21 protein-coding genes, 1 tRNA gene, 2 rRNA genes and 3 pseudogenes (1 of these 27 only partly in view) are annotated in these 26,719 nt (G+C 57.1%); 10 read left to right on the top strand and 17 right to left on the bottom strand.

Annotated elements, in window-relative coordinates; translation table 11 throughout:
• Positions 1-26: 26 nt before the first annotated feature.
• A complete protein-coding gene (locus tag BTN45_RS18900; protein WP_246751710.1) occupies positions 27-1,943 on the top strand; it encodes an iron ABC transporter permease in 1,917 nt (638 codons plus the stop codon).
• 110 nt (positions 1,944-2,053) lie between these two features.
• Here BTN45_RS18900 and BTN45_RS18905 read toward each other — a convergent pair whose 3' ends face one another.
• From BTN45_RS18905 to BTN45_RS26400, 5 genes are all read right to left on the bottom strand, one after another.
• A complete protein-coding gene (locus BTN45_RS18905) occupies positions 2,054-2,914 on the bottom strand; it encodes an alpha/beta hydrolase (protein WP_207590529.1) in 861 nt (286 codons plus the stop codon).
• 109 nt (positions 2,915-3,023) lie between these two features.
• Positions 3,024-3,944 carry an HlyD family secretion protein gene (locus tag BTN45_RS18910; protein ID WP_207590531.1) on the bottom strand — a complete coding sequence of 307 codons (921 nt, stop codon included), beginning with the start codon at positions 3,942-3,944 and terminating at the stop codon, positions 3,024-3,026.
• A gap of 2 nt (positions 3,945-3,946) precedes the next feature.
• Complete coding sequence (locus BTN45_RS18915; RefSeq protein WP_004446037.1) at positions 3,947-4,153, bottom strand: DUF1656 domain-containing protein; 207 nt, start codon at positions 4,151-4,153, stop codon at positions 3,947-3,949.
• Positions 4,150-6,153: an FUSC family protein gene (locus BTN45_RS18920; protein WP_207590533.1), complete on the bottom strand. Its 2,004-nt coding sequence runs from the start codon at positions 6,151-6,153 to the stop codon at positions 4,150-4,152. Before BTN45_RS18920 ends, BTN45_RS18915 begins: the two co-directional genes overlap by 4 nt.
• A complete protein-coding gene (locus BTN45_RS26400) occupies positions 6,150-6,374 on the bottom strand; it encodes a hypothetical protein (RefSeq protein ID WP_246751711.1) in 225 nt (74 codons plus the stop codon). The genes BTN45_RS18920 and BTN45_RS26400 overlap by 4 nt, the downstream gene beginning before the upstream one ends.
• A gap of 220 nt (positions 6,375-6,594) precedes the next feature.
• Here BTN45_RS26400 and BTN45_RS18930 point away from each other — a divergent pair, with 220 nt between their 5' ends.
• Together BTN45_RS18930 and BTN45_RS18935 are read left to right on the top strand one after the other, a co-directional pair.
• Positions 6,595-7,401: a helix-turn-helix transcriptional regulator gene (locus BTN45_RS18930; protein ID WP_022563186.1), complete on the top strand. Its 807-nt coding sequence runs from the start codon at positions 6,595-6,597 to the stop codon at positions 7,399-7,401.
• A 39-nt stretch (positions 7,402-7,440) separates the two neighbouring features.
• Complete coding sequence (locus tag BTN45_RS18935; protein ID WP_022563187.1) at positions 7,441-7,815, top strand: VOC family protein; 375 nt, start codon at positions 7,441-7,443, stop codon at positions 7,813-7,815.
• 67 nt (positions 7,816-7,882) lie between these two features.
• Here the strand turns inward: BTN45_RS18935 and BTN45_RS18940 are convergent, their stop codons facing one another.
• Positions 7,883-8,779: a LysR family transcriptional regulator gene (locus BTN45_RS18940; RefSeq protein ID WP_207590535.1), complete on the bottom strand. Its 897-nt coding sequence runs from the start codon at positions 8,777-8,779 to the stop codon at positions 7,883-7,885.
• A 123-nt stretch (positions 8,780-8,902) separates the two neighbouring features.
• On the opposite strand from BTN45_RS18940, the pseudogene BTN45_RS18945 reads away from it, so the two are divergent.
• From BTN45_RS18945 to BTN45_RS18955, 3 genes and pseudogenes are all read left to right on the top strand, one after another.
• Positions 8,903-9,415 (top strand): annotated as a pseudogene (locus tag BTN45_RS18945) (MBL fold metallo-hydrolase); the annotation flags it as partial.
• A gap of 90 nt (positions 9,416-9,505) precedes the next feature.
• A protein-coding gene (locus BTN45_RS18950) for an IS3 family transposase (RefSeq protein WP_111794956.1) occupies positions 9,506-10,857 on the top strand; the annotation gives its coding sequence in 2 pieces (ribosomal slippage) (positions 9,506-9,842 and positions 9,842-10,857; 1,353 coding nt in all).
• A 72-nt stretch (positions 10,858-10,929) separates the two neighbouring features.
• Positions 10,930-11,760 (top strand): annotated as a pseudogene (locus tag BTN45_RS18955) (LacI family transcriptional regulator); the annotation flags it as partial.
• 266 nt (positions 11,761-12,026) lie between these two features.
• On the opposite strand, the gene BTN45_RS18960 reads toward BTN45_RS18955, so the two are convergent.
• Positions 12,027-12,875, bottom strand: a complete 849-nt coding sequence (locus BTN45_RS18960) for a LysR family transcriptional regulator (protein WP_207590537.1) — start codon at positions 12,873-12,875, stop codon at positions 12,027-12,029.
• A gap of 149 nt (positions 12,876-13,024) precedes the next feature.
• Here BTN45_RS18960 and BTN45_RS18965 point away from each other — a divergent pair, with 149 nt between their 5' ends.
• Positions 13,025-14,128: a hypothetical protein gene (locus BTN45_RS18965; protein ID WP_207590538.1), complete on the top strand. Its 1,104-nt coding sequence runs from the start codon at positions 13,025-13,027 to the stop codon at positions 14,126-14,128.
• Between the two features lie 610 nt (positions 14,129-14,738).
• On the opposite strand, the gene BTN45_RS18970 is transcribed toward BTN45_RS18965, so the two are convergent.
• From BTN45_RS18970 to BTN45_RS19000, 6 genes are all read right to left on the bottom strand, one after another.
• The gene (locus BTN45_RS18970) at positions 14,739-15,698 is read right to left on the bottom strand and encodes a 2-hydroxyacid dehydrogenase (protein WP_207590540.1); all 960 of its coding nucleotides are present in this window, start codon (positions 15,696-15,698) and stop codon (positions 14,739-14,741) included.
• Positions 15,699-17,196: 1,498 nt separating this feature from the next.
• On the bottom strand, positions 17,197-17,619 hold the full coding sequence (locus BTN45_RS18980; protein WP_082055359.1) for a hypothetical protein: 423 nt from the start codon (positions 17,617-17,619) through the stop codon (positions 17,197-17,199).
• Between the two features lie 224 nt (positions 17,620-17,843).
• Positions 17,844-18,233: a hypothetical protein gene (locus BTN45_RS18985; protein WP_112416201.1), complete on the bottom strand. Its 390-nt coding sequence runs from the start codon at positions 18,231-18,233 to the stop codon at positions 17,844-17,846.
• A gap of 179 nt (positions 18,234-18,412) precedes the next feature.
• The gene (locus BTN45_RS18990; protein WP_207590547.1) at positions 18,413-18,724 is read right to left on the bottom strand and encodes a hypothetical protein; all 312 of its coding nucleotides are present in this window, start codon (positions 18,722-18,724) and stop codon (positions 18,413-18,415) included.
• Between the two features lie 233 nt (positions 18,725-18,957).
• Positions 18,958-19,587, bottom strand: coding sequence for a hypothetical protein (locus BTN45_RS18995; protein ID WP_207590549.1), 630 nt, complete (start codon positions 19,585-19,587; stop codon positions 18,958-18,960).
• A gap of 169 nt (positions 19,588-19,756) precedes the next feature.
• Positions 19,757-20,149, bottom strand: coding sequence for a helix-turn-helix domain-containing protein (locus BTN45_RS19000; protein WP_022563258.1), 393 nt, complete (start codon positions 20,147-20,149; stop codon positions 19,757-19,759).
• Positions 20,150-20,230: 81 nt separating this feature from the next.
• Here BTN45_RS19000 and BTN45_RS19005 point away from each other — a divergent pair, with 81 nt between their 5' ends.
• Entirely contained in the window at positions 20,231-20,962 is a 732-nt protein-coding gene (locus BTN45_RS19005; RefSeq protein WP_207590551.1) for an SDR family oxidoreductase, read from the top strand.
• Positions 20,963-21,049: 87 nt separating this feature from the next.
• Here the strand turns inward: BTN45_RS19005 and BTN45_RS19010 are convergent, their stop codons facing one another.
• Positions 21,050-21,802 (bottom strand): SDR family oxidoreductase, encoded by a 753-nt coding sequence (locus tag BTN45_RS19010; protein WP_207590553.1) that lies wholly within the window; start codon positions 21,800-21,802, stop codon positions 21,050-21,052.
• A gap of 96 nt (positions 21,803-21,898) precedes the next feature.
• On the opposite strand from BTN45_RS19010, the gene BTN45_RS19015 reads away from it, so the two are divergent.
• Positions 21,899-22,849 (top strand): AraC family transcriptional regulator, encoded by a 951-nt coding sequence (locus BTN45_RS19015; protein WP_207590555.1) that lies wholly within the window; start codon positions 21,899-21,901, stop codon positions 22,847-22,849.
• Between the two features lie 23 nt (positions 22,850-22,872).
• A pseudogene (locus BTN45_RS19020) lies at positions 22,873-23,092 on the top strand (IS3 family transposase); the annotation flags it as partial.
• 189 nt (positions 23,093-23,281) lie between these two features.
• On the opposite strand, the gene BTN45_RS19025 reads toward BTN45_RS19020, so the two are convergent.
• The 3 genes from BTN45_RS19025 to BTN45_RS19035 form a co-directional block, all read right to left on the bottom strand.
• A tRNA-Met gene (locus BTN45_RS19025) sits at positions 23,282-23,358 on the bottom strand.
• Positions 23,359-23,577: 219 nt separating this feature from the next.
• Positions 23,578-23,692 (bottom strand): 5S ribosomal RNA (gene rrf, locus BTN45_RS19030).
• Positions 23,693-23,957: 265 nt separating this feature from the next.
• Positions 23,958-26,719 (bottom strand): 23S ribosomal RNA (locus tag BTN45_RS19035); it runs 38 nt beyond the window's last position.

Below are 26,719 nucleotides of genomic sequence, written 5' to 3' on the forward strand. Positions count from 1 at the left end.
CTCCATCCCTTGTCTGGCCCGTTGGCGTGATCCTTTTGCTGCTCCTGGCGGCGCTGGAACTCAGAGTGGGGAGCAGTCTGGTCGGCTGGAGGGACGTGTTTCTTTTTCCGACAGCCCCGGAAACACTCGCGCAGGCAATTCTGGAAACGACCCGGGCGCCGCGTATGGTCGCAGCAATATCAACTGGCGCCGCCCTCGCGCTGGCAGGTTCGGTTCTCCAGACCGTCTTGCGAAACCCTTTGGCGGCTCCGGATATACTGTCCGTTACCAGCGGCGCGCAGCTTTTCCTCGTTGTATCGACCTTGTTGCTGCCCTTGGCTCTACCACCCATCATCGCAACAAGCGCAGGCGGCCTCGCCGGCGCAGCTGCATGTCTCGCGCTGGCAGGCGGCTTTCAAGCCGCGCCCGGCCGGCTGGCTCTTTCGGGTATCGCCGTATCACTTTGTTTTTCCGCCATATCATCGGCCATCGTGCTTCTCGCCGACGAACGGGCGTCCGGTCTGTTGCTCTGGTCCTCCGGTATCCTGGACCAGACCGGATGGGCCAGGGTCACCACGGCGATCCCCTTGGTGTTACTTTCTTTCCTGATGCTGATGGTGATGGCGCGCGCCCTGGACTTGCTGGGACTGGGAGATCAGGCCTCGGCCAGTCTCGGGGTGACGCGGGCCGTCACACTTTTCGGTCTGCTCGTCGGCGTTCTTCTCTGCGGCGCCGCCGTTACCCTCGCAGGGCCGATTGGCTTCATCGGCCTTGCAGTCCCGAATGTTTTGCGCGCATTGGGTATAATTCGGCATCATCGCCATCTGCCGCTTTCGATGGTTTGGGGAGCAAACACCCTGCTCCTCGCAGATGTCGTCACGCAGTCCCTCGCGCACAATGGCACGAGCATACCCACAGGCGTTACGGTTGCCTGCCTTGGTGCACCGGCCATGCTGCTCCTGCTCCGGAAGGCGAAGATCGGGGGAGAGCGCCGAATCGGCTTGCCCGTAGGGATAGCGCCCCCGCCCCTGCCCCTTGCCGCGGCAGCGCTTGCCGCCTTGGGCCTGATAGTCATCGCGGCAAGTCTCGCGACAGGCGACGGGCTGTCACTGACGATTGCCGAGGTGACGGGAAACCTCGACCTGCGCGCGCCTCGCCTTCTTGTGGCACTTGGCTGTGGTGCATTGCTGGCTACTGCCGGCACCGTCCTTCAGGCGGTGACGCGCAATCCGCTGTGCGGGCCGGAGACGCTGGGCCTTACACAGGGAGCAGCGCTGTTTAGCCTCGTCGCGCTCCTGTTGGGATTTGCGCCCGCAACGCCAACTTTCCAGGCGGTCGCTCTGGCCGGGGCCATTACCGTGCTCTTGCTGCTCCGGTTGCTGGCGCCAAAATATTCTCCCGAGAAATTCGTCCTGGCCGGTGTCGCAATCGCAGCAAGCCTGGGCGCGGCCGCAACGATCATCGTCGTGGAGGCTCGCCTGCAAACGGCGCAGGCACTTTCATGGCTCATCGGCTCCACGCACGCCCGTGGCTACGCCGACGCAGTCGTATTGATGCCATGGGTCCTCGCCCTGTCGGCCACCGGCCTGTTGTTCAGCCGTCATCTTGATGCGTTTTTGCTTGGGGACGAAAAAGCCCGCTCACTGGGCCTCGCGACGGGAAATGCGAGCAAATACGCGATGCTCTATGCCGCCGTCGCGGTGGCAATCGCCGTTTCTTCCATCGGAGCCGTCAGTTTCGTTGGCTTGCTCGCGCCCCACGCGGCTCGGCTCCTTGCCGGAGCGCGCCATGCAAAAAGCCTTCCTGTCGCGATGGCGCTCGGCGCTGTGATGCTCGCTTTCGCCGACACGATCGGTCGCAGCATTATCGCGCCACTTGAACTTCCGGCGGGCATCATCACCGCAATTATCGGTGCGCCCGCCTTTATGCTGCTGCTCCGTTCCGGATTGAGGTCGCGGTCCTGATCGAATGGAAGAGGGCAACTCTATGGTCTCGGGTATTCGACTGCGGGGCGGTAAAATCCGGCGACAATGCCCATCGCCTACACAGCAAGGGGCGGACGAAATCGATAGCCTTATGCGGTGAAAAACGAGATGAGCTCATGCGCCAGTTCCGCTGGAGCCTCTTCTGCCATGTGATGTCCGCCGTCTATTCCCAGACCCGAAACGGGAAGGGTTGACCAGGGCTGCCATACCGACAGGACATCTCCGTACAACATTTCCAGATCGTCCTGCAGCGACCAAAGGACATGAAGTGGGCATGTCAGCTTTCTTCCGCAATTTCGATCATCAAGATCGTGGAGATGGTCTATGTGGATACCCGCGCGATAATCACCAAGCATGCCCTGAACAGTCCTGGGGTCTTCGACGGACGAGCGGAAGTCCGCAAAGTTTTCTTTTCCCATCGAAGCCTCGCTCCCGCCATACCATGCCAAGGGATCGGCAAGGATGGCCCGCTCGGGTTTGTCGTGTTGAGCAAAAAAGAACCAGTGCCACCATTGCTGTGCAAAGCGAAGATTACATCGCTCCAGCGCTTCGAGGATCGGAACACCGTCGAGGATCGCGAGCTTCTCAACTCTTGCCGGGTGGTCCATCGCGGTGCGAAATGCCGTGTAACTTCCACGGTCGTGGCCGGCCAGAAAGAACCGGTCGAAACCGAGATGTTCCATGAGCGCAACACAGTCACGAGCCTTGGCCCGCTTTGACGACGCTTCATGATCATAGGGGTCAGACGGCTTGCCAGACTTGCCAAAACCTCGCAGATCGGGGCAAACAACCGTGAACTTGTCGGCCAGAATGGGAGCCACCTTGTACCAGGTTGTGTGTGTTCTCGGATGTCCGTGAAGCAGAAGAAGCGGCGGGCCCTTGCCGCCATGGCGAACCCGTAGTGTCGTTTCCGGGACATTGATCATTTCCAGCCTGAAATTTTCAAACATCGCGCTCCCCCTGGATCATGGAACGAACGGTCTCTGCCACCAGCGGTTCCATCTCGGCCTGCCGTGGCTTGGAACCGCGGCCCCCCTCAAAACTCTGCTTCGGTAGCGATCAGGGTGTCATCGCGGAGGGTAACGGATGACGAAGTGCCGCCTGGTTACTCCTCTGCTCGATCGAAACGGTTGCGGTTCTTCCCGCAACGAGCCGAACCGTCTTTGGGGCGTCATCGATCTCAATCCGCACGGGGATTCTCTGGGCAAGTCGGACCCATGAGAATGTCGGAGCGACGCTTGCCAGAGAACCCGCATTATCGCTTCGCTCCCGATCTTCAATGCCCGCGGCAATGCCTGCGACACGTCCGGTGACCGACTGAGCTTCGCCCATGATACTGATCGTTACCGGATCGCCAATGTGGATCCGGGGGAGCTTCGTTTCTTCAAAATATCCTGCGACATAGACGGATTCTTCTTCCACCAGGGCTCCCACGGCGTTGCCGGAAACGACATAGTTACCCCTGCGCAGGGAAAAGTTGGTGATTGCACCGGATGCCGGTGCCCTGACCGTCGTGCGCTCAAGGTTGAGCCTTGCCAGATCGCGGGCAACCAGCGCAGACTGATAGGCGGCCTCTGCCTGATACATCCGGCTTTCGGCGTATTGACGCTCCTTGAGGCTTGCCGCCTCCTTTGACGCAAGCAGTTGATACCGTTCGAAATCGGTTTTCGCCAGCTCCGCCGCCGCCCTTGTCGCTGTTACCTGCGCTTCTGCCTCGCGCAACGCGAGCTCGAAGCGATCTGTTTCGATGCGAAACAGCGGCGTTCCCTTCTCCACCTGTGCATTGTCCGACACCAGAACCTCGGCGACAGGCCCGGAAACATCTGGTGCCAATCGGATGATATCCGCCCGGACATGGGCATCACGCGTCCATGGTGCCTCCATGTAGAAAGACCATAGGTGCCAGCCCAGCACCGCAGCGCATCCCGTCATGGAGAAGGTGAGAAGCACTCGACCCGCGGTAAACGTCAGATTTTTCATGATCATGGAAACCAGTCGATAGCGGCAGAAAATCCGCCGACAAGGGTAATGTAAAGCGCAAGGTTGAACAGGGAGCGGTGCCAGACCATCCGGTAAAACCCCATCTTTTCGAGAAGTGATGTGAGAAGACGAAATCCTGCATACGCAAACAATGCGAGCGCTGCGAACGAGGGCAGAAAAATGCCATAGAGATCGACCTGTTCCTTCAAGCGGCTTTCCTCCAAGACCCGGGTATCTGGGGAACGGGCGCGTCAGCGTCCGGAGCAATGCACAGGCGAAGAGCAGCGGCGCGCAGCAGAAGTTCGTCATCCATCACGGTGATGGCCGCAGGAGAAAGGATCAGATCATCCAGCGCCCGGACGGCGCTTTCCAGGATTTCTCCACCTTTACCGGCACGGCCGCGGTATAGGATTGTGACCGCCTGAAAGACCGGTTGCGCAGCAAGGTGAATACCGTTCGAAACCTTGGGTAAAAGCTCCTGCATTGCAATCAGATGCAGCCCTGCCCGGATATCCCTTAACGGGTCATAGCCGCCGACCTCCGACGCCGGAGGCAGTTTCGCCAGTCTTGAGGCGAACAGGCCGGCAACGTCAATCATGCGATAATGGGCGGCGAGAACGTCGGTTTGTTTACCAACGGCGATGTTCGCGACATGTTTCCGGACAACAGAAAGAAGCCTTCTCACATTTGTCTCAACTCGCACGGATCGAAAGAGACCGCAAACCGTGATCGTCCAGACCATTGCGAGTATGGTCGCCCCCGCGGCATTCACGAATGTGCCGAAGTCTGTCGCGGGATATGCCTGAAGGGTGAGAAGAAGGGGAAAGTTTATGCAAAGCCCCATGCCGACAATGGCGAGTGAAGGCACTGCAAGACATATGCCCGCCGGTATCAGAAACAACCCCAAAGCAGCAGAGAGCGGTGCAAACCCGTCGATTGCCGGAAGGACTGCAAAGCCGTAGACGAATGCCGCAATGGCTGCACCGATCGTCACATTAACAAACTTGCGCATGGCAGGAACCGGGTCGTCCATGGTGGCAAGGAGGCAGCAAAGGACACCGGATATCTGGGCGAAGGTAACTCCGTCGGACCAGCCGGTGGCGATCCAGAAGAAGAGCGATGTTACGAGGCATACTGCAACCGTTACCGACGACAGCCACGCCATTCCGATATCGCGATGCGGTGCGGGCGCTCTGTCGGGCGCGCGGGCGCCTCTTGCTCCGTTTTCATCTTCAATGGATTTTCGAAGAGTAAGGCACTCGTCAGAGAGCCGGGAAAAAGTCCGCAAGTCTCGGGCGAAATTGACAAGGAGGAGTTTTTCCCATGTCGGCAGCGAGCCGGGGAAGGCCAGCGCACCGATCGTGGAGAAGGAGCCTCCCGGACGCGAATCCGCCTCCGCGACTATCGCCAATGCCTTTTCCCGGCCGGCAGGGTCCAACCTCCCCAGCGATCGTCGCAAATCCTCCAGTTCGCTCAGTAGGGGCAGGAAGGAAACCATCCGGTGCTGCAGCGACTTCACCAGAGCCACTCTGCTTCGGTATCTGGATCCGTCATACTGAAGATGCACCGCGAACGACCGCAGATCGGCCGCCTCCCCCGCCAGGGCGTGGCGTTCCATCCGATTTTGGGTTTCGTCCATTTTGCCGGTTGCTGTGACTTCGAAAAGCTTCTGCGCCCTGGCCATCCATCCATCGATCCGGTTGAGAAGCGCTGTCCCCACGTGAACCGGAAAAACAACGTGACTGACAATCGACGCGCATATGATCGCGAGCCCGATCTCTTCGGTGCGGGAAACGACAATATCGAAGGTGTTTGCCGGGGCGTTGACGAGCGGCAGTCCTGCGAGAAGAACGGTATAGCCGGCTAACAGAAAAACATAACTGCGTGGTGTGCGATCGAGAAGACTGACAAAGGTGCACCCGGAGACCCATACGATGATCGCGCCGGAAAGCAATATCGGTTCGTTCACCAGGTTCGGGACCATGAGGATCGTCGCACCGCCGCCGATGACCGTGCCCAGAAGCCGATATACCGATTTCGACGATATCGCACCGGAGAGGGGATGAGCGACAATATAGACGGTTGCAACTGCCCAGGACGGTCGGTTCAAATCGAAGCTGATGGCAACAAAATATGCCAGCATGGCCGCAAGGAATGATTTCAGCGAAAAGACGACGTTCCCGCTGGTGACAACTGGCCGGCTGCTCACACCGCATCCTCCGGCGCGGGGGCGCTACGCTCGATGCCTTGTTTATTGCTGGTGATCTCGTCTGCGAGGCCATAAGTCGCTGGCGACACATAACAAAAGAAGGGTACGGCGAGGCAGGCGTGCAGATAGGCTTCGGCCGGGTCGGCGGACTCACCGGTCGACATGGCCGGTGGGTGGCGGGCAACGAGCGCTCGGGCTTTCGAAACGAGCCCGTCTGTCATCTTTTTCAGCACCGTAGCCCGGGCCAACCTTGCTCCCGGTCGTAACGGGAGAAGGGCGCAGAACCCGCGAGGTCCTTTCAGGGGAAGACGAATTTCAGTCCGGATAATATCCGACCACCAGCGGTCGTCGTATTTTTGAAGTGCCATAATCTTCTTCTCCAGCATCTTTCCGGATGACCCTATCGACAAAACCGGAAGAAGAATTTAGATATTCTCTCTAATGATAACTAAATACCACCAGACGCCGATATCCCTGTCCGGCGCCCTCGCCGACCATGATCTCGAAAGCTCCTCGTCGCGCGTTCGCGCTGTGAGGATCGACGTGTCGCAGAACGAACGCGAGGCTCCGGAACACCAGCACCGCAAGGGCCAGCTTGTCATGCCTCTGCGGGGAGGCGTGACATGCCGCGTCCCAAGCGGCATGTGGATGGTTCCGCCTCATTGTGGCGTCTGGGTTCCAGGAGGCATGCGTCACAGCAACGTGGCGACCGCCAACGCGCGTCTGTTCTTCCTGTTCATCGAGCCGGGAGCCGCCGATCTGCCGAACCGGTGCTGCACGCTTTCCCTGTCCCCGCTCGTCAGGGAGTTGATCATCGAGATGGCCGACCAGTCTGCTGTGGCGACTGCTGACTCGGAAGTCATGGCAACCCTGCTTCTGTCGGCCTTGTCGCGGATGCCGGTTGAGCATCTTCATCTGCCGCTGACGGATGAGCCCCGGCTTGCACGCATTGCATCGGAACTGGCGGAAGATCCATCCGACCGTAGTACGATGGCACAATGGGCAAAACGAATGGCGATGAGCGAGAATTCGCTTGCCCGCCTCGTCCAAAACGAGACGGGCCTGACCTTCGGCCGCTGGCGACAGCAATTGCAGGTGATTGTCGCGATCCGAAGCCTTGCCGCGGGGGCAACGGTGCAGCAGGTTTCGGGCGATCTTGGATATCAATCCGTGTCTGCGTTCATAACCATGTTCAAGAAAGCGCTTGGCACATCACCTGCCCGATATCTGGGAAATTTCGACCGCTGAACGTCAGAAAAGACCGCCACACCTGAGAGGAGATAAAACATGTTCACCCACGTCATGATCGGCAGCAACGACCTGGAGCGGGCCAGGAAATTCTACGATGCCGTCTTTGTTGCACTGGGCGGCAAGCCCGGCGAAATGGATGCAAGAGGCCGACTGATTTACGCCCATGAGGGTGGGCGGCTCATGATCACGAAACCGATCGATGGCAAGCCGGCGACTGCCGCCAACGGCGGAACGATCGGTATTGCGGCGGCGACCCCCGATCATGTTTTAGCCTGGCATGCCGCCGGCGTCGCGCATGGCGGCACGGCAATCGAGAGCCCGCCGACGGCGCGGCCGAACGGGGCTTTCGTCGCATATCTTCGCGATCCGGATGGAAATAAACTGACCGCGCGAACGCCTCCGACGACATGAGGCAGGCGACCTTGCGCTCGGTTGGCTGCAGAAATGAAGCAAATCGGCCGTGGGTCCGGAGCGGACCTCATTGAGCCATCCGCTCGCGCAGGCGGGGTGTGAGCCAGTCGAGAAAGCACCGCACTTTCATCGACAAGGGCTCGGCCGGCCCATGAATGACATTAACAGGCAAAGGTTCAGGTGCGAACTCGGTCAAAATTTCCTGTAAGGCGCCGGAACGCAGTTGATCGGCGACCTGGTAGGAGAGCACCCGGATGATGCCAATACCGGACATGGCTGCCTGAATTGCGGCCTCTGTCGTGTTGACCGCAAGCCTGGGGCGGGGTTCGACAGTGAAGGCCGTCCCGTCGCGGCGGTAACGAACTTCGGGCGCGGTTGCGAAGCCCTGGAAGCTTATACCGTCGTGCTGGGCGAGGTCATCGGGATCAAGCGGAACGCCTCGCCGGGCGATATAGTCAGGACTGGCGCAGACGACTCGACGGACCGAACCGACACGGGTTGCGATCAGCGCGCTGTCGGCCAGATGGCCGATACGCAGCGCCACGTCAACGGGTTCATCCGCCAGACTTATCTGGCGGTCCGTCAGCGTCAGCCGCATGTCGATTTCGGTTTGTTCCCTCAGGAATTCGAGCACTATGGGCAGAACGTGGCGCTCCCCGAACGCGATCGGAGCGGTCATATGCAGCCCTCCGCGCAGCGCGCCGTAATCGCCGCTCGCCTGCCGCTCAGCCGCGTCCAGTTCCCCCAGAATACGCCGGGAAGCGGCGACGTAATTTCGCCCTTCCTCCGTCAAGGTCAGGCCGCGGCGGGTACGCAGCACCAGACGGGCACCAAGATGCTTTTCGAGGTCGGCGACCTTGCGGCTGACCGTGGCGAGCGGCGCCTGCAATCGCCGTGCGCCGGCCGAGAGGCTGCCGGCATCGACCACCGCGAGCAGCACTGACATCGCTTCAAACCGATCCATTCCATCCTTCCATAAATTGAGAGGTAATCTCCTGAAATCGCAGGATACCCTATCGGTTTTGGATATCCTAGCTTTCATGATGTCGGGGATCTTCCCCATTGCCACAATAAGGAGAAAGACATCATGCCCGATCTTTCGCGTCGTGCCTTTGCAAGCGCCCTTCCTTTTGGCCTCCTCGCGGGAGGACTGGTCCATAGTGCGCAGGCCATCGCCGCAACGCCGGAACCGGTCGCGACGTTGGCCAGCGTAACCCCGCTGGCACAGATCCGCATCGGCCGCTTTACGGTGACGGCGCTGACGGATGGTTATGCGGATATGCCCTACAACTTCTTCCCGGGGCGGGATCCGGCCCAGGTGGAACAGGCGGCTGCCGCCCAGTTCACCGCCAGGCCAAGCGGAGTGCGGTTTCTGTTCAATCAGTATCTCGTCGATGACGGCCAACGCCGCATCCTGATTGATGCCGGCGCAGCGGGCTCCATCGGGCAAACCGGCAACCTGCCGCAGGCGCTTGCCAGGCTCGGTCTGCGGCTTGATCAGATTGACGCGGTGATCGTGACGCACATGCATCAGGACCACATGGGCGGCCTGATCGCCGGCGGCAGGAACAACTATCCGAACGCGGAAGTCTATATCGATCTGTCCGCCATCAACGCCTATGAGACAGAACTGGTTTAATTGAGAAGAGAGGATTTTCGGCTCATCGTAGCTCATTCAAAGGAAGCGAAGATGAGACAGAAAACCGGGCCGCAGACATCGTCGGCCGAGAAGACGATCAAGGATATTCGCCGCGCGACGCGCAAGCTGCATTCGTCGGAGGAGAAAATTCGCATTGTGCTGGAAGGTCTGCGCGGTGAAGACAGTATTGCCGCGATCTGCCGCCGCGAAGGGATCGCCGAGAGCCTGTATTATAGCTGGTCGAAGGAATTCCTCGAAGCTGGCAAGAAGCGGCTTGCTGGTGACACCGCCCGTTCGGCCACCAGTGACGAGGTCAAGGCGCTGCGCCGTGAAAGCCGCGACCTGAAAGAGGCGCTGGCCGACCTCACCCTGGAAAACCGCCTGCTTAAAAAAAGCATGATCGCGGATGGGGGCGACGAAGAATGAGATATCCCGCCACCGAAAAGCTCGAGATCATCCGGCTTGTCGAGGGGTCTCATCTGCCAGCCAGGCAAACCCTCGACAAGCTCGGCATTCCAAGACCAACCTTCTATCGCTGGTATGATCGCTTCCAGACCCACGGTGTTGAGGGGTTGGAAGACCGGACATCCGCGCCGTCACGGGTGTGGAACCGTATCCCCGACGATATCAGGGATCGCATCATCACACTCGCGCTCGATCATGCCGATCTGTCGCCACGCGAGCTGGCGGTGAAGTTCACCGACATGGAAAGCTATTTCGTCTCAGAGGCTTCGGTCTACCGCCTACTCAAGGCCCATGACCTGGTCACCTCGCCAGCCTATATCGTCATCAAGGCCAACAACGAGTTCAAGGACAAGACCACGCGGCCGAACGAGATGTGGCAAACCGACTTCACCTACCTGAAGGTCATCGGCTGGGGCTGGTTTTACCTGTCGACCATCCTCGACGATTATTCCCGCTACATCATTGCGTGGAAGCTGTGCACCAGCATGAAAGTCGATGATGTCACCGACACGCTCGACCTGGCACTGGCCGCCTCAGGCTGCGACAAGGTCAAGGTCGAACATAGGCCGCGCCTGCTGTCCGACAACGGTCCGTGTTACGTCGCTTCCGATCTCGGTGAATGGCTTGAGAAATACAAGATTGACCAGGTCCATGGCGCTCCCGGCCATCCGCAAACACAGGGCAAGATCGAACGCTGGCATCAGACGCTGAAGAACCGCATCCTATTGGAAAACTACTTCTTCCGGGAAGACCTCGAAGCTGAGATCGCGGCTTTCGTCGAGCATTACAACCATCGCCGATACCACGAGAGCCTCGACAATCTCACGCCCGCCGACGTCTACTTCGGACGCGGCCAAACAATCCTGCTCGAACGTGAAAGGATCAAACGAGAAACCATCAGACAGCGCCGCTTGAACCACCAGGCCAAAGCGGCTTAAATTAACCAGCTAACCGAGCCCGAAACTCCATTCTTCCAAAGCCCAAAAAGTCTCAAATCATTCGACGACGGACACACCGCCAACCTGCAGGCGAGAGGTTTGAGGAGCTCGAAATCCGGACTCATTGGCCTACTGGTCCCGATTTATGACAACCGGTTCTTTTCCTCGATGGCACAAACATTCGAGGGACAGGCACGCAAGCGCGGCCTTTCGCCGATGGTTGTATCGGGGCGGCGCGATCCTGAAGAAGAACGCCGCACGGTGGAGACACTGATCGCCTATTCGATCGATGCACTCTTCATTGCGGGCGCGACCGATCCCGACGGCGTGCACCAGGTCTGCGCCCGCGCAGCACTGCCGCATGTCAATATTGACCTTCCCGGCAAATTTGTACCCTCGGTCATTTCCGACAACAGACATGGTGCGGACCACGCCAGCCGCGCTCGTATAGATGGCTTCCACGCCACCAAGGCCGCCTATTTCGGGGTCGATAACGGAGAGGATATCGAAATCACCGGCTATTCACCACGCATGACGGAACTCGCTTTCGAACGTTTCTTTGAACGCAAAGGCCGCCTGCCCCGCTGCTTCTTCGTCAATTCATCGATCAATTTCGAAGGATTGCTGCGTTTCATGGGGCGCCATGACGGCGAGGCGTTTGGCGATATCGTTGTCGGCTGTTTTGACTACGACCCCTTCGCATCGTTCCTTCCGTTCCCGGTCTACATGATCAAGCCCGATATAGCGCAAATGCTCAACAAGGGGTTCGAACTTCTGGCAGAGAACCGGACCGAACCCGAAGTCACCATTATCGAACCGACGCTCATTTCGCCGCGAACCGCTCTCGAAGGTCCACTCGACGACATATGGGACCCCCTGGCATTGCGCCGCATGGCGCGATGAACATGCGTAATGCCACGTGACCTCAACGGTCGGCGCGTCGCGATAGATTTCAATCGGCTGGAGCACTGGAGCGCCATGGCTGACGAATGCACCCTCGGCGACCGCTGGTGATCGGCGCAAGATGAACGTGGAGGCTGTTTTCATCCACGAGTATCTCCTTTCGCCCCGCAGATCAGTCGGCAACCTGTCGTAAACTCGACAAGATGACCGCCGCTTTCGCATACGGAATCCGACCTGCCGAAAGCCCGACGAAACCGCAGTTCGCTTCAGCTGTTACTCAAATCGCTGATTGCCATTTTGATCGTCTCGATGCCTCGCTGCGCCTGGTGCGAGCGGACCTGCGACAAGAGCATAATATCGCGAGACGGCAGCCGCGGAAGGCCGAAAGTATCGCCAAGGTCGAGCAAACCGTTTTCTGTCACATTGATCGATAGCGCGCCGACGCCAAATCCCGCCAGGATCGCCGCGCGGAGGTTAGTGGCTGACGTAGCGATGAAGGCTTCGCGCCATTGCACGTTCGCATCGCCCAACGAGTTAATGACCATATTTCGCATACTGCATCCTTCGGGATAGATGACGATCGGAATTTCTTCGCACGTCCCGCTCTCGAAATCCGGCGCCCCGAACCAGCCAAAACGGGCAACGCCGATCTTCTCTCCATGCCGTCTCCCTGAGGCGTGCTTCATCAAAATAATTGCGTCCATTTCGCCCTGCTCATAGCGGGCGAGAAGGGCCTGCGATCCGTCCACAGTGAGATTGACAATCAGGCCGGGATTCTCGCGAGCGATAGATGCTAAAACCTGTGAGACGTCGAGGCCCACCAAATGGTGGCTTATTCCTATGCTCAATTGTGGTCGATGCGTTTCGAACATTCCCATCGCCCGGTCATGCGCGCTCAGAAAGTCTCGCGCCGGCTGTATAAAAGCCTGCCCTGGCGAGGAAAGTTTCAGGCTCCGTGTCGATCGCTCGACAAGCAGGACCCCCAATTGTTCTTCCAACCGACGCAAACGCATGCTGACGGCCGATTGAGTGGTGTTAAGCGCGTGCGCCGCCTTGGTAAAACTCTTGTGTTCGCTCACCAAAATGAAGGTCAGCACCGCCTCGGGATCCAACATTAGTAAAGCCATTTATTCCAGATCGTGATCACTGAAATCTATTCCAACCTGCTTCTAAAGGCCATCCCAGACTGCAAAAACGGCGTATCCAATTCATAAAACAACAGGGCTGGACGCCTCTCGCGTTAAGGTCCAGCGGAGCTTGAAAAGTGGCTGAAATTGCCGAACCTGAAATCGGGGCCTCCCGTGGCCGATTGACATATGATTTTAATCTAATCAGCATCCGTATCGTGACGGCAGTCACGCTCTTTGCCGTTTTGGGCGAAGCTAATATCTGGCTCGATGCTACCACGAATACCGTGCTGGCCCTCGGCTATCGCTTTGGCCTCGTTTTGCTGCCAGTGACAATTCATCTGTTTGGTGGCCGGTCCTTGCTGGTCTCACTTGCCGCCATGGCGGCAGGCGCCGGCTTGCTGTCTCTCAATGGAAGCCTGATACAATCGCTTTCTGCGGCATGCCTCTTTTCTTATGGCGCGGCAAACAGCGGCTATCTGATCAAGAACGTCGCTGCGCAATCCAAACGCGGCTCGGCCAATAACCGCATCGCCATGAATGTCGGTGCGTTCACGGCGGGACTTGTGATCATGCTGCCATTTCTTAGACAGGACGTGTTTTTCTGGGGCGCCGCCGCGCTGATCGCGGGTTGCGCGCTTGTCGCAATGCCTCGACGCTTCGATACAACCCTCATTCACGTCAAAATATTCCAGGGGCAATCAGCCGGTGCCATCGTCGCGTGGATATCTGTCGGCACAGCAATGGGAATGATGCTTTTTGGTGTTTTTTCGGTGCTACCACAGACAATTTTGAAATCGGGGCAGTCGCTTCCTGCTTGGTATGGTCTGATGATCATCCTCAACAGTGCGGTGGTGGTCCTTGGCCAGATACCGACGTTAAAATTCATCGAGATGACCGGCCGCTTCCGACTGTTGGTGATCTTTGCCTTTATCTTCTCCGGCTTTCTTCTTCTGGCTTTTCCGGGTGCATTCCACGTGCATACATTCACCGGCGCTGTGGTCTGGGTGTTCCTGATGTCGCTGGCAGAATGTACCTTTGGTCATATCGACTACTATTCTGTCCGGCAGAAAACCATGTTCATCAAGGAGATCTGCATAGGCATCGGTGCGGCGTTGACTGTCGGGCTCATGCGCTGGGTATCGTTTTCGTTCAGCGCCATACTCGTCGCTGGGATCGGTATTCTCTTGACCCTGACATGGTGGCTCCTGATGCGGCGCGAGTTGCGAGCGTTCGACTAGAGGGATGCATATGCATCTGAACCGCAGAAGGAACGTCGAATGAGATTGGCTACATAATGATCTATGTCGCGGACGTGCCGGCCACGATCGAATATTATGGAGACGCTTCCAACAATCCGTCTGGCAATTCGATATCGGTTTCCAGTCGCGCTTTCCGATTGATGGATTGATCGATAGAGGCCCGCCAACGCTATGTCTCCATTCTCAATCATCTCCATCTTTCCCTGCCGAACACTCAAGCGACCCTTGGAAATGGCGGAGATCGCTTCAGACGCTTTTCTGATCTGATCTTTGCCTCTGGCATACATGCCTGCCTTGACAACCAACGTGGCATCGTCCGTGTAAAATTGATCAAGCCGTCAAAGTCTTTGCCGACATGGACCGGCCAGCGGCTCGATAAGCGTTTGCAGGGATGGTCGGTCATTCTGGACCCCAAAAAATGGCCGCGAGCGGAAAAGAGAAAACCGGCTCGTGGCGGGTTGCTTCCACTGGACCCCAAAGGCGGAATATCCTACCTGACGTCAACGTCGGCAGCCGCGCTGGGATACTGGGAACTGATTTCGCGGTGAGGGTCGCGAAATACACCGAAGGCCTTGTCGTCGAATGTGGATCAGTCGCTGACAAATGGTACTCTATTTGGGGCGGGTAAGCCGTGAAAGTGTGCTTCCAGGTTGGCCAATACCATGTCCTCCTGAGCGTTTCGCGCGTCAATGGTTGCATAAGCCAAATGCGGGGAAAGTACGAGATTGGGCGCTTTCAATAGCCTTTCCGGCAGATTGGGCTCGTTTTCAAACACATCCAATGCGGCGCCAGCCAGCGTCTTTTTCTCAAGGGCTTCGACAAGCGCCATTTGATCGACCAAAGAGCCGCGCGCGATATTGATAATATGTCCTGAGGTACCAACGCGTCTCATAATGTCTTGGTTGATGATATGCCGATTATTACCATCAGCCCGTGCAGCAATGACCAGCACGTCAGCCCAATCTGCCAACGCCTCCAGCGTCGGAAGGAATAGGTAGGGAACGCCGTCTTTAGGAGACCGGCCGTGGTAACCGACCTCCATATCAAAAGCCACCGCCCTACTCGCCACCTTCTTACCGACGGCCCCGAGCCCGAAGATGCCAAGCTTAGCGCCCCTCAAGCCCGGAACTGCAGGCATATTGACCACTCCGCTATCAACCCAGTGTCCTTCGCGAACGAAGCGGTCAGCTGCAAGTATCTGACGTGTGGACGCGAGGATCAAACCAATCGCGAAGTCAGCGACGCTCGAAGCATTTGCGCCTGGGCTATGTGTCACGATGAGATTTCGCTCCAGTGCACGCGCCAAATCAATGCCTTCGTAACCCGTGCCAAAACAGGCCACCAGCTCAAGGCTTGGGCAGACATCGATGATCTCTTGATTGCTTGCGAGGCCTGCTTTGGTGATGAGGGCCCTTGCATCGACTGAAGCAGACAGGAGCTCATCAATGCGCGAGACTTCAAAGGGGCCTGCAATCGTATAATGCATGGAAAGAAGGCGGTTGAACCGGTCGGAAAAATTACAGCCCAGGAGGAGCTTGGGTTTAAGCATGTATATGCCCTTGTAGGGAATTGAACGGTTGCCGCAGTCTCGAACGATAACATTGGCGCTGGTACAAGACACAAATCGTGTGGCGAGTTCGTGTAATAGCTAGTCCGATGGAACGCTCGCCGGGCGGCGCATGGCCATTAATATTGCGAATGACCGGACTGCGTCGAACGGTATTTTCTTGCCGCGCTCATTAGTGGTACTAATAGTGATGCCTATCAAACACCTTCCACCCCTAACCGCTCTGCGGGCATTCGAAGCATCCGCAAGATTGGGTAGCTTTACTGCCGCCGCCCAGGAATTGAATGTCACGCAGTCTGCTGTAAGCCAGTCCGTTCGCCAGCTCGAGAAACACCTGGGGCGCGATCTCTTCAATAGGATACCGGCCGGTGTGGAACTGACGTCAGCGGCCGCACAATTCGGAACCAGGTTAAGCTTGATACTCGACGATCTGCTTGAGGCCACGAATGCGGTCGCGGCTCAGGAGACACCTGTCACAATTTCATGTGCGAGATCGGTCTTGAACCATTGGCTGCTCCCCAGACTAGCTTTGTTTCAGAGACTACATCCCAATGTGCCGCTACAAGTTGTTGGGACCAACCCCGGGGTTGTCGATACTGCAGCCGACATCAGCGTGGTCACCGCATCGATCGCTTCGCCACCTCAGGACAGCGAATTACTTTGGGTCGATCACCTGGTTTTGGTCGCTGCGCCGCGATTAGCAAAGCTGTATCGGGAGTGTGGAGATACGCTTGAAGGCATACCCAGAATTGACACCTTCGGGACAGATTGGTCTAGGTGGTTCGGGGAGGGGCCGGTTCCAAAGAGCCCGACACTCTTGGCACTTCGCCTGCGGGAAGCGACAGCCATACTCAGAGCTGCGATCGAGGGGCTAGGTGCAGCGCTGTTAAGCGAACACTTGGCTATTGACGATGTTCTTGCCGGGCGCTTAGTCATGCTTAGTGATAGGCGGTATCAATGCGATCGAGGAGTTTGGTTGCAGATGCGCTGGCGAAGCCCGCGCACGGGCGCAGGTTTGTTTTCAGCGTGGTTGAGAGAAGAATGCGCTTCCCTTAACGCCCATAACCGTTCTCGTGGACACGGTTGCTAGGCCTCCCTAACCTCCCGACTGGGGGGATAGCCGTGTTTGCGGCTAAATGATCGACAAAGGGCCTCAGCGCTACCAAACCCAACGAATGCGGCGACGGCCTTGACGCTCCTGCCGGAAAGCAGGTGCGTCCGGCCCAGTGCAAGACCGATCCGTGAGATATGCTGCTGGCGCCTGACCGACTGTCTTGGTGAAAGTGTCGACAAACGACCGCGCTTCATGCCGGCGATATCGGTCCCATCGCCGATACCATCGATGAGTTCGCCCAGGACGAGATCACATTGATCGATGACAGCCCCGAGCTAATCTTGCCTGCTCTTCAGCCGCATTGACGGTCACGTTCCCAAGCTCTGATTCGCAGGCGACCGCGCGCGGCGGGCAGAATTTGATGTTTCAAGTGGCTTTTTCGAATACATCTGCCTCACTCTGGGTCGTGAAGGTGAACGTGACCAGTTCGCTGTCATCGTCCTGCCGGAGACCCATGGCAGTTACAATCAAACGCGCGATCTCGTCCTGTGCTTCACTTCCCGAGCGGTACGACCCCACCGCCTTCTCGATGGCGGGGCCGAATACCTCGCTGATTACACCGAGGCGCATATTGTATTTCATGATGATATCGCGGTCCTCGATGATCGCTGCCTGTTCGGCCTTTGGGATGCCGGCGTTCTCCATGGCGGTTATCGTTGCGTTCGTCGCGAGCTTGATCGGACCTTCTTCCAGCCAGCGATCAACCATCTGATGGAACTGGCGCATCCGCTCGGCAGGAATTGTTCTCTGTACAGTGATCGACATCCGGATTCCTTTGTCAGCTCTCATGCGAATACACTCTTTGCTTCGCTCCAGCTGCGACGCGAGGCGCTACCCTGATAGTCAAAACACACCGGGAATTCCAGATGAAGTCCACGCAGAACCGGTTCGTCAGACGGTCGCATCGGGTAAAGCAATCCAGGAGCGTGAGGCTGCCTCGCTCTACAAGGAAAACTTCAGGCCTTTCTTCCTACCGCACTCCCACGAGGAAGCTCCGCGAGCTGTTCCTAAACTCAAGACCTGCGTTGATCGTCCTTGAATGCGCCATGGTCTTCGAAGACCCCAATGGCTCCACGCTGTTGCAAGACGTACTGACTTTCAGCAAGTATTTCGCGATACCTCTGGACCTTTGCGGCGCCCATCCTGCGCAAATCGACCCTTGATGGAGGTGCTGACTGGACTGGAAAAACGGCTTCGTTTTCCAGAAGATCCAGCAGAAGATTACGCATGACCGCATTTTCCTCTCGCAGCTTCGCCAGTTCGATAACCTTTCCGCTCGATTCAAACCGCCTTGCGATGGCTTTGTCGATTTCGCGTTGGACAAGGAGAGCCTTGGCGGCGAAATACCGACAGGCAAAGAATGTTACCGCGAGCGCGCACAACGCGAAAATAACGTAGATCATTTCGACCTCCAGGTTACCCCTGAAATCGATACTCTGCCGCCGGTTTTCAATACGGATTCGGGCCACTCGACTGAAAAATCACATGCTCCTGAAATCCGCAACTTGTGAATTACGAAGACGGCCCTCACTCCGAGGTTGCAACCCTCAGGCGCTCCGCCGTCAGACGTTTCGTGATCTCGTCACCATGAAAGGTAGGTCGCTTTTCTCACAGGATATGCGAAAGGCTCACCATTCTCAAAAACGAAACCCTTGCGATACATGCAACTGCGCACCTGGGCGGAGCCATAGGCACCTGCATAGAAACCCACGTCGCCATATGATGGGTAACGTTCGATACTGCATCTGTCGAGGGCTGCCTGATAGGCCATCTCCAGTACATGGCTACCCGTCACCGGAACGGTGCCGTAAAGATGTAATTGGGTCCGCACTTCCGCCGCTGCCGCCGTAAAGGTAACGCTTAGAACCACGCTTAAAGCCAGCTTGAGTCTCATGACGCGCCTCCAAAGAAATTATTGTGACGAGCAACGGGGATTTTGCCCTGTTTGTTCCCTCAATCAGAAGTTTATCCCACATTGTGGTGGGGCGGCTTCCATTATGTCCCGGCCGGAAGTCTATGCCACCTTCCATTCCGCGAAGGTCGACCCAGGCCCGCGCCGCGATTGATGCTGCGTGATAACAACAGAACGTTCCGTAACGCTGGAGGCACCACGTTTGGCCCGATTGCCTACCGAAGGAACCCATCCCGATCGAACTCTCCCCATCCACGAAGGTCGGTCGCACCTTCGTCGACCTTTTGACCCGTCTTGTCTCCCGGCGTCATCTTCTTTTTGAGCGATCGAGCCAGCCGCCTCTGATAGGCCGCTTTCTGTCGTTTCTCTGCCTTCGCCTCGGCGTCCTCCACCCGCCACTCTTCCACGACCCCGCGATCGAGAAGGTCCTCGACCACCTTCGGATCGAAGACATGGAAGGTGATCCGCCGGGCACGGCCGTTCAGCCGCACGGTTCTCGTCCCGGCGCTCTTGAGACGCCCATCCGCAAGCCAGCGATGTCGCTCGCTCGTCTTGATGGCGAGGATGTCCTGTATCTCGCGCGGGATCACCGGAAGAGTTTCGGCTTCAATCATCACGCCGGCCACGGTCCTCGCAGCGGCGTCGAAGGCGTTTTTGTCGCGGGCTGGCATCGCGAGCGTGATCTCGTTGCCCTCCAGGCTGATCGCTTTCTTCAAAGCCGCAGGCAGTCGGGCCTGCATTTCCTGCAGAATGCCTTTCGCTCGCACGGACGATCCCAGCGTCATCGCAGGCGACAACATCCACGTCCTGATCAGTTCGATATCGCTCTTCTCGAGTTTCCGCATCTCTCCTAGATAATGCCGATCTCCTTTCGTTCAACGAGGTGAACTGTTCGGCGACCGCAGATCCGAACCATTCTAAGATTAGCGGAAACGCCCTGCTTAGCGGGTATGGCTCTCCGGTTTAAAACGACGAACCTTCCGGCCAGCAGGTGCTCAAGCGGCCATCGGGATATCAGCGATGATTTGCCCTGTTGTCATAAAGCAGCGCAGCGGCCTCGACCTTATCGCCATTAGCTACTGCCCATGAGCACAGGGCCTCAAACGGTTGCCGCAGAGAATGGCCCAGCGGGGTGATCGCGTATTCTACACCCACCGGCTGGGTCGGCAGGACGGTCCTCGTCACAAGACCGTTCCGCTCAAGCCTCTTTAGAGCATCGGCCAAGGCCTTGTGGGTGATACCGTCGAGACGGCGCTTGATCTCGTTGAAGCGCGAGGGCCTGGGACAAATCACCGTCAGGATCAGGATTGTCCATTTGTCCGCGATCTTGTCGAGCACGGGGCGAACCTGCGCCATGTCTCTAAGGGCGCACTGAGAAAGTGCTTCAAGGTCAGTATACTCGTCCATATCTAGGCTACTTAAGGTGCGTAATTGATACCAGATATCTAATGTATATCATGCAGCGACCATCAATTGAAAGGACTTACGATGGCTCGGATGAGTAACAAGGTTGCCCTGATTGTCGGGGGCGCCAAGGGTATCGGCTTGGCAATTGCAGAGCGGCTTTCGGCCGAAGGAGCGATGGTCTTCATCACCAGTCGCCGAAGCGAAGATGCCGAAAGGGCGGCAAGTGCCATCGGTCATGGTGCGGTCGGCATTGTCGCCGATGCGGCGCTCCCCGAAGATATGCGGGAGGCGGTCGAAAAAGTGAGAAGGGAACACAGCCGTATCGACGCGCTGGTCTTGAACGCCGGTCTTTCCGAGCCCGCCCAGATCACGGAGATAACGCCTGAACACTTTGACCGCCACTTCGACATCAACGTTCGAGGAATGGTCTTCGGCTTCCAGGCGGCTCTGACGGCGATGAGGGAAGGCGGCTCGGTCGTCCTCGTCGGGTCAATTGCCGATAGCGGCGGCTATGCTTCCTATGGCACATATGCTGCGACCAAGGCAGCCGTGCGTTCCTATGCACGAACCTGGACTGCAGAACTGGCATCCAAAGGTATACGCGTTAACGTCGTCGCACCGGGCCCAACCGATACGGAAATGATGGCTGCGGTTCAGCCAGACATGCGTGCGGCCATTGTCGCTCCGATCCCGATGGGACGGATGGCGCGACCCGCCGAAGTGGCTGCAGCTGCCTTGTTCCTGTTGAGCGATGAGGCGAGTTACATCGCCGGTGCCGAACTGTGCGTCGATGGCGGCTTGCGGCAGGTCTGAGCCAGAATTCGAAGCGCTGTACCCGATCTGGAATGACCGGGTACAGCAAACGCTCGACAGAGAAGCGACGGATCGCAATTTCGCTGATTACAGGCCCGCCTCAGCCATCCATAGCGCTGCGTCTGCACCTGCCGGTATGCGCAGTGGCGCAGACGGATCGGTGGCAGCCTTCCAGATCGCTTCCGCGACATCGCGCGCGTGGGTCACAGGGCCCTTGTCGTCCTGAACATTCCTGACGAACTGCTGCAAAAGAGGCGCATAGTCCGCATCGTCCATGCCGCGCAGGTGTGGGCGGGCACTGGCGCCGAAACTCGTTTCCGGCGAACGTCCGGGCAAAACGATGTGGACGCGAACGCCGAAGGGCTCCATTTCAATCGCAAGGGACTCGCTGAGCGCATTCACTGCGGCCTTGCTGGCGCGATAAACCCCGATGACCGGCAGCGGTTTCAGTGTGACCGAGGACGTAACGTTGATAATGACGCCGGCCCGGCGACGACGCATTTGCGGGCCGACGGCCTGGATCATCGCCAGAGTGCCTATCGTGTTCGTCTGAAAGAGTGCCTGTGCGGTCTGGGATGCAATCAGTTCGACAGGAGATGGTGCTCCGAACCCGGCGTTATTGACGAGCACATCGATTTGACCCGTTGCCTTCACAAGCTGTGAGATGCTGTCCGGGACGGTGACATCGAGTGCTAGAACACGCAGACGCCCGGACGCAGGGAGTAAGCTCTCGTCGGGCGTTCTCATCGTGGCGATCACGTCCCAACCTTTTTCGAGGAACAGTTTTGCAGTTTCCAGGCCAAAGCCCGAGGAACAACCGGTTATCAGAATTGCGGGCATTATTTTCTCCATAGGTGGCTGTGTCATTATGGTAGCGACCCGAAGGGAGACTTTATATGTTCCAGGCTCCTCATTTCTTTAGTAATAGTCCTGGATATGACAACAGACCCACTCACCGAGATCGTTGCACTCCTGCAACCCGCCGCCCGGGCGTCGAAACTGGTGGAGTGCGCCGGTGCATGGCGCATACGTCGTGAGGGCACAGGCGATCCGTTTTATTGTGCCATCCTGGAAGGGCAATGCCGGGTCACTTTCGGTGGCCGACAAACGTTTATCCTGCAGGCCGGAGACTTCATTCTCGCGCCTGCCATGCGCGATCTCGTCAATGAAAGCTCCGACGCCACAGCCGACTTGCCGGCAACGGTTCCGACAAAGATCAATGAGGGACATTTTCGTGTGGGACCACATGACGGCCCACCCGCACTACGAATGCGTATCGGACATTGCAGCTTCGGCACACCGGATGCGGCCCTGCTCGTTTCTTTGTTGCCGGACGTGATTCTGGTTCGCGAGAAACCCCGGCTTGCGACGTTGATGCAGTTGATCGACGAGGAGACGCAGGAACGGCGCGCAGCGCGCGAACCGGTTCTGGAACGACTTATCGAGGTGCTGTTGATCGAGGCATTACGGTCCTCAACCGACACCAATTCTGCACAGGGCCTCGGCAGAGGGCTTGGTGATGAGCGCCTTTCGGCGGCACTTCGGGCTATGCATGACCGTCCCGGCCATCCCTGGACCGTCGTTGATCTGGCGAAAGAGGCGGCGCTCTCCCGTTCGGCATTTTTTGCGCGCTTCAACCGAATAGTCGGGGTTGCGCCGATGGAATACCTGCTGACATGGCGTATGGCGTTGGCGAGGCAGCTCTTGCGGAGTGGTGATCTCGCAATCGACGATGTAGCCGAGCGGGTGGGATATGGATCAGCAAGTACGTTCAGCGTGGCTTTTGCCCGACGCACCGGCATCCCTCCTGCTCGATACGCCCGTATGGCCGCACAGAACGGCGAGGCAGGAGACAACCGATTGCTACGGCCACTGACAGAATTATAACAATGCAGTTGGCCTATCGACAATACGCCCGACCAGCGCCTTCAAACTGGCGCAGCGATTCCAACGATCATCGACTAAACTCTGGACTCGGGTGGCTGACATCCGCCTAGTTCTTCGCTCAGACAATCAACCCGCGACGTGACGTGATGAGGTGCTGCGAAGCCAGAATGGATCCGCACCTCAACCCGCCGTTACCGTCCAGAATACAGCAACCCAAACCGCTGGAGCGAACTCAAAACTGGACAAAGTCTGGGGACAGGGTCAAAGGTCATGGAGGTTGAGAGATCGACACGCAACAGAAACACAAAAAGCTCCTCGACGCTGACGCGGAGGAGCTTTGTTAAGTCGAGAATTTTGCCTGTTTGATCGTGGCTGTTTAGCGCGCTGGCTCGTAGTTTTTTGGCTATTGTGGAATACTGTAGCGTAGGGGTTTGGTTGCGGGGGCAGGATTTGAACCTGCGGCCTTCAGGTTATGAGCCTGACGAGCTACCGGGCTGCTCCACCCCGCGTCCAGCGCATTCGGCAAGGCCGAATGTCGCGGTTACGTCGTTGCTTTAGCGACGACGGATCTTTGCCGGAGTAAATTGCGGAGCAATTTATCTCCTGTAAGGGACGCACTTGGCGTTTTCCTTAAGTTTTGTCTTAAACTGCAAAAGGCCGCTTTTGGCGGCCCTTTTTTTCGGCTGGGCCGAGGGATGTGATGAGAAGATTTTTGATGCGTTTTGCAGACCTGGCAGCGACCTACTCTCCCGCGTCTTGAGACGAAGTACCATTGGCGCTGGGGCGTTTCACGGCCGTGTTCGGAATGGGAACGGGTGCAGCCGCCCCGCGATAACCACCAGGTCGGCAAAACGCAACATTGTTCATGTTTTCACATGAACGTTGTTTTCGAGAAGCTGGGAAGCTTGCGCTTCGTTTTTAATTTACACGTCGTTTCTGTGACTTATCCGTATGTTGCCTTGCTCGAGGTCGAGCGTGGCGCCCATACAGGACGCTAGTCCGTCGCCAATCGTTTGGCGCGCCGTCTGCAGCGTAGTGGCCGAAGGCCACGTCAGCGTGAAGACAGAACAGATCATCAAGCTTCGCTTGATGAGCATGAACAATGGGAACGAAGAAGTCGATCGAGCTATTAGTAACGGTAAGCTTCACACATTGCTGTGCTTCCACACCCGTCCTATCAACGTGGTCGTCTTCCACGGCTCTGATAGGGAACACTCGTTTTCAGGTTGGTTTCCCGCTTAGATGCCTTCAGCGGTTATCCATTCCGTATATAGCTACTCTGCTATGCCCTTGGCAGGACAACAGATCCACCAGAGATACGTCCATCCCGGTCCTCTCGTACTAGGGACAGATCCTGTCAATATTCCTACACCCACGGCAGATAGGGACCGAACTGTCTCACGACGTTCTGAACCCAACTCACGTACCGCTTTAAATGGCGAACAGCCATACCCTTGGGACCTGCTCCAGCCCCAGGATGCGATGAGTCGACATCGAGGTGCCAAACAACCCCGTCGATATGGACTCTTGGGGGTCATCAGCCTGTTATCCCCGGCGTACCTTTTATCCGTTGAGCGATGGCCCTTCCACACGGGACCACCGGATCACTATGACCGACTTTCGTCTCTGCTCGACTTGTCAGTCTCGCAGTCAGGCTAGCTTATGCCATTGCACTCGACGACCGATTTCCGACCGGTCTGAGCTAACCATCGCGCGCCTCCGTTACTCTTTCGGAGGCGACCGCCCCAGTCAAACTACCCACCATACACTGTCCCGGATCCGGATAACGGACCGCGGTTAGACATCCACGAAGATAAGGGTGGTATTTCAAGGATGGCTCCACAGAAACTGGCGTCCCTGCTTCAAAGCCTACCACCTATCCTACACATGCCTTGGCGAATGCCAGTGTAAAGCTATAGTAAAGGTGCACGGGGTCTTTCCGTCTGACCGCAGGAACCCCGCATCTTCACGGGGAATTCAATTTCACTGAGTCTATGTTGGAGACAGCGGGGAAGTCGTTACGCCATTCGTGCAGGTCGGAACTTACCCGACAAGGAATTTCGCTACCTTAGGACCGTTATAGTTACGGCCGCCGTTTACTGGGGCTTCAGTTCAGAGCTTGCACCCCTCCCTTTAACCTTCCAGCACCGGGCAGGCGTCAGACCCTATACGTCGTATTGCTACTTCGCAGAGCCCTGTGTTTTTGATAAACAGTCGCTACCCCCTGGTCTGTGCCACCCCATCATACTTGCGTACAAAAGGGTCACGCTTCTTCCGAAGTTACGCGTGCAATTTGCCGAGTTCCTTCAACATAGTTCTCTCAAGCGCCTTGGTATACTCTACCTGACCACCTGTGTCGGTTTCGGGTACGGTCTATACGGTGGAGCTATTTCCTGGAACCTCTTCGCCGCCCAACCAATCCAATAAGGTTGAACAACACACGAGATCCGTCACTACCACCAGGCCCACGAATATTAACGTGGTTCCCATCGACTACGCGTGTCCGCCTCGTCTTAGGGGCCGGCTAACCCTGCTCAGATTAACTTTAAGCAGGAACCCTTGGTCTTTCGGCGAGGGAGTCTCTCACTCCCTTTATCGTTACTCATGTCAACATTCGCACTTCCGATATCTCCAGCAGCCCTCACGGGTCCGCCTTCACAGACTTACGGAACGCTCCGCTACCACTTGCACAAAGTGCAAATCCTCAGCTTCGGTGCATGGCTTTAGCCCCGTTACATTTTCGGCGCAAAGACCCTTATTTAGACCAGTGAGCTGTTACGCTTTCTTTAAATGATGGCTGCTTCTAAGCCAACATCCTGGTTGTTTTGGGATCCTCACATCCTTTCCCACTTAGCCATGACTTGGGGACCTTAGCTGGAGGTCAGGGTTGTTGCCCTTTTCACGACGGACGTTAGCACCCGCCGTGTGTCTGCCGACTAGTACTCCTCGGTATTCGGAGTTTGGTTAGGATCAGTAAGACGGTGAGTCCCCATAGCCCATCCAGTGCTCTACCCCCGAGGGTATTCGGTCGACGCTCTACCTAAATAGATTTCGCGGAGAACCAGCTATTTCCGAGTTTGATTGGCCTTTCACCCCTAGCCACAAGTCATCCCGAACTATTGCAACAGTTATGGGTTCGGCCCTCCAGTTGGTGTTACCCAACCTTCAGCCTGCTCATGGCTAGATCACTCGGTTTCGGGTCTAATGCAACTAACTCAATCGCCCTATTCAGACTCGCTTTCGCTGCGCCTACACCTACCGGCTTAAGCTTGCTAGTTACACTAAGTCGTTGACCCATTATACAAAAGGTACGCCGTCACCCTTGCGGGCTCCGACTGTTTGTAGGCATCCGGTTTCAGGTTCTATTTCACTCCCCTCGTCGGGGTGCTTTTCACCTTTCCCTCACGGTACTTGTTCGCTATCGGTCATGCACGAGTACTTAGGCTTGGAGAGTGGTCTCCCCATGTTCAGACAGGATTTCACGTGTCCCGCCCTACTCAAGGACAATGACTGTTCTACGCGTAAGGGGCTATCACCCTCTATGGCCGACCTTTCCAGATCGTTCCGCTTTATTCATCATTGCCACTGGCCTGGTCCGCGTTCGCTCGCCACTACTTGCGGAGTCTCGGTTGATGTCCTTTCCTGCAGGTACTTAGATGTTTCAGTTCCCTGCGTTCGCTTCTTACCCCTATGTATTCGAAAGTAAGATACCTTATCACAATGCTTGGAAACCCAGGCCGTTCGTTAAAACAGACTGGATTTTCCAAGCATTTAAGGTGGGTTGCCCCATTCGGAGATCCATGGATCAAAGCTTATTCGCAGCTCCCCACGGCTTTTCGCAGCGTATCACGTCCTTCTTCGCCTGTGCAT

The organism is Rhizobium sp. ZX09 (assembly GCF_017357485.1).
GTDB classification, from domain to species: Bacteria; Pseudomonadota; Alphaproteobacteria; order Rhizobiales; family Rhizobiaceae; genus Agrobacterium; species Agrobacterium pusense.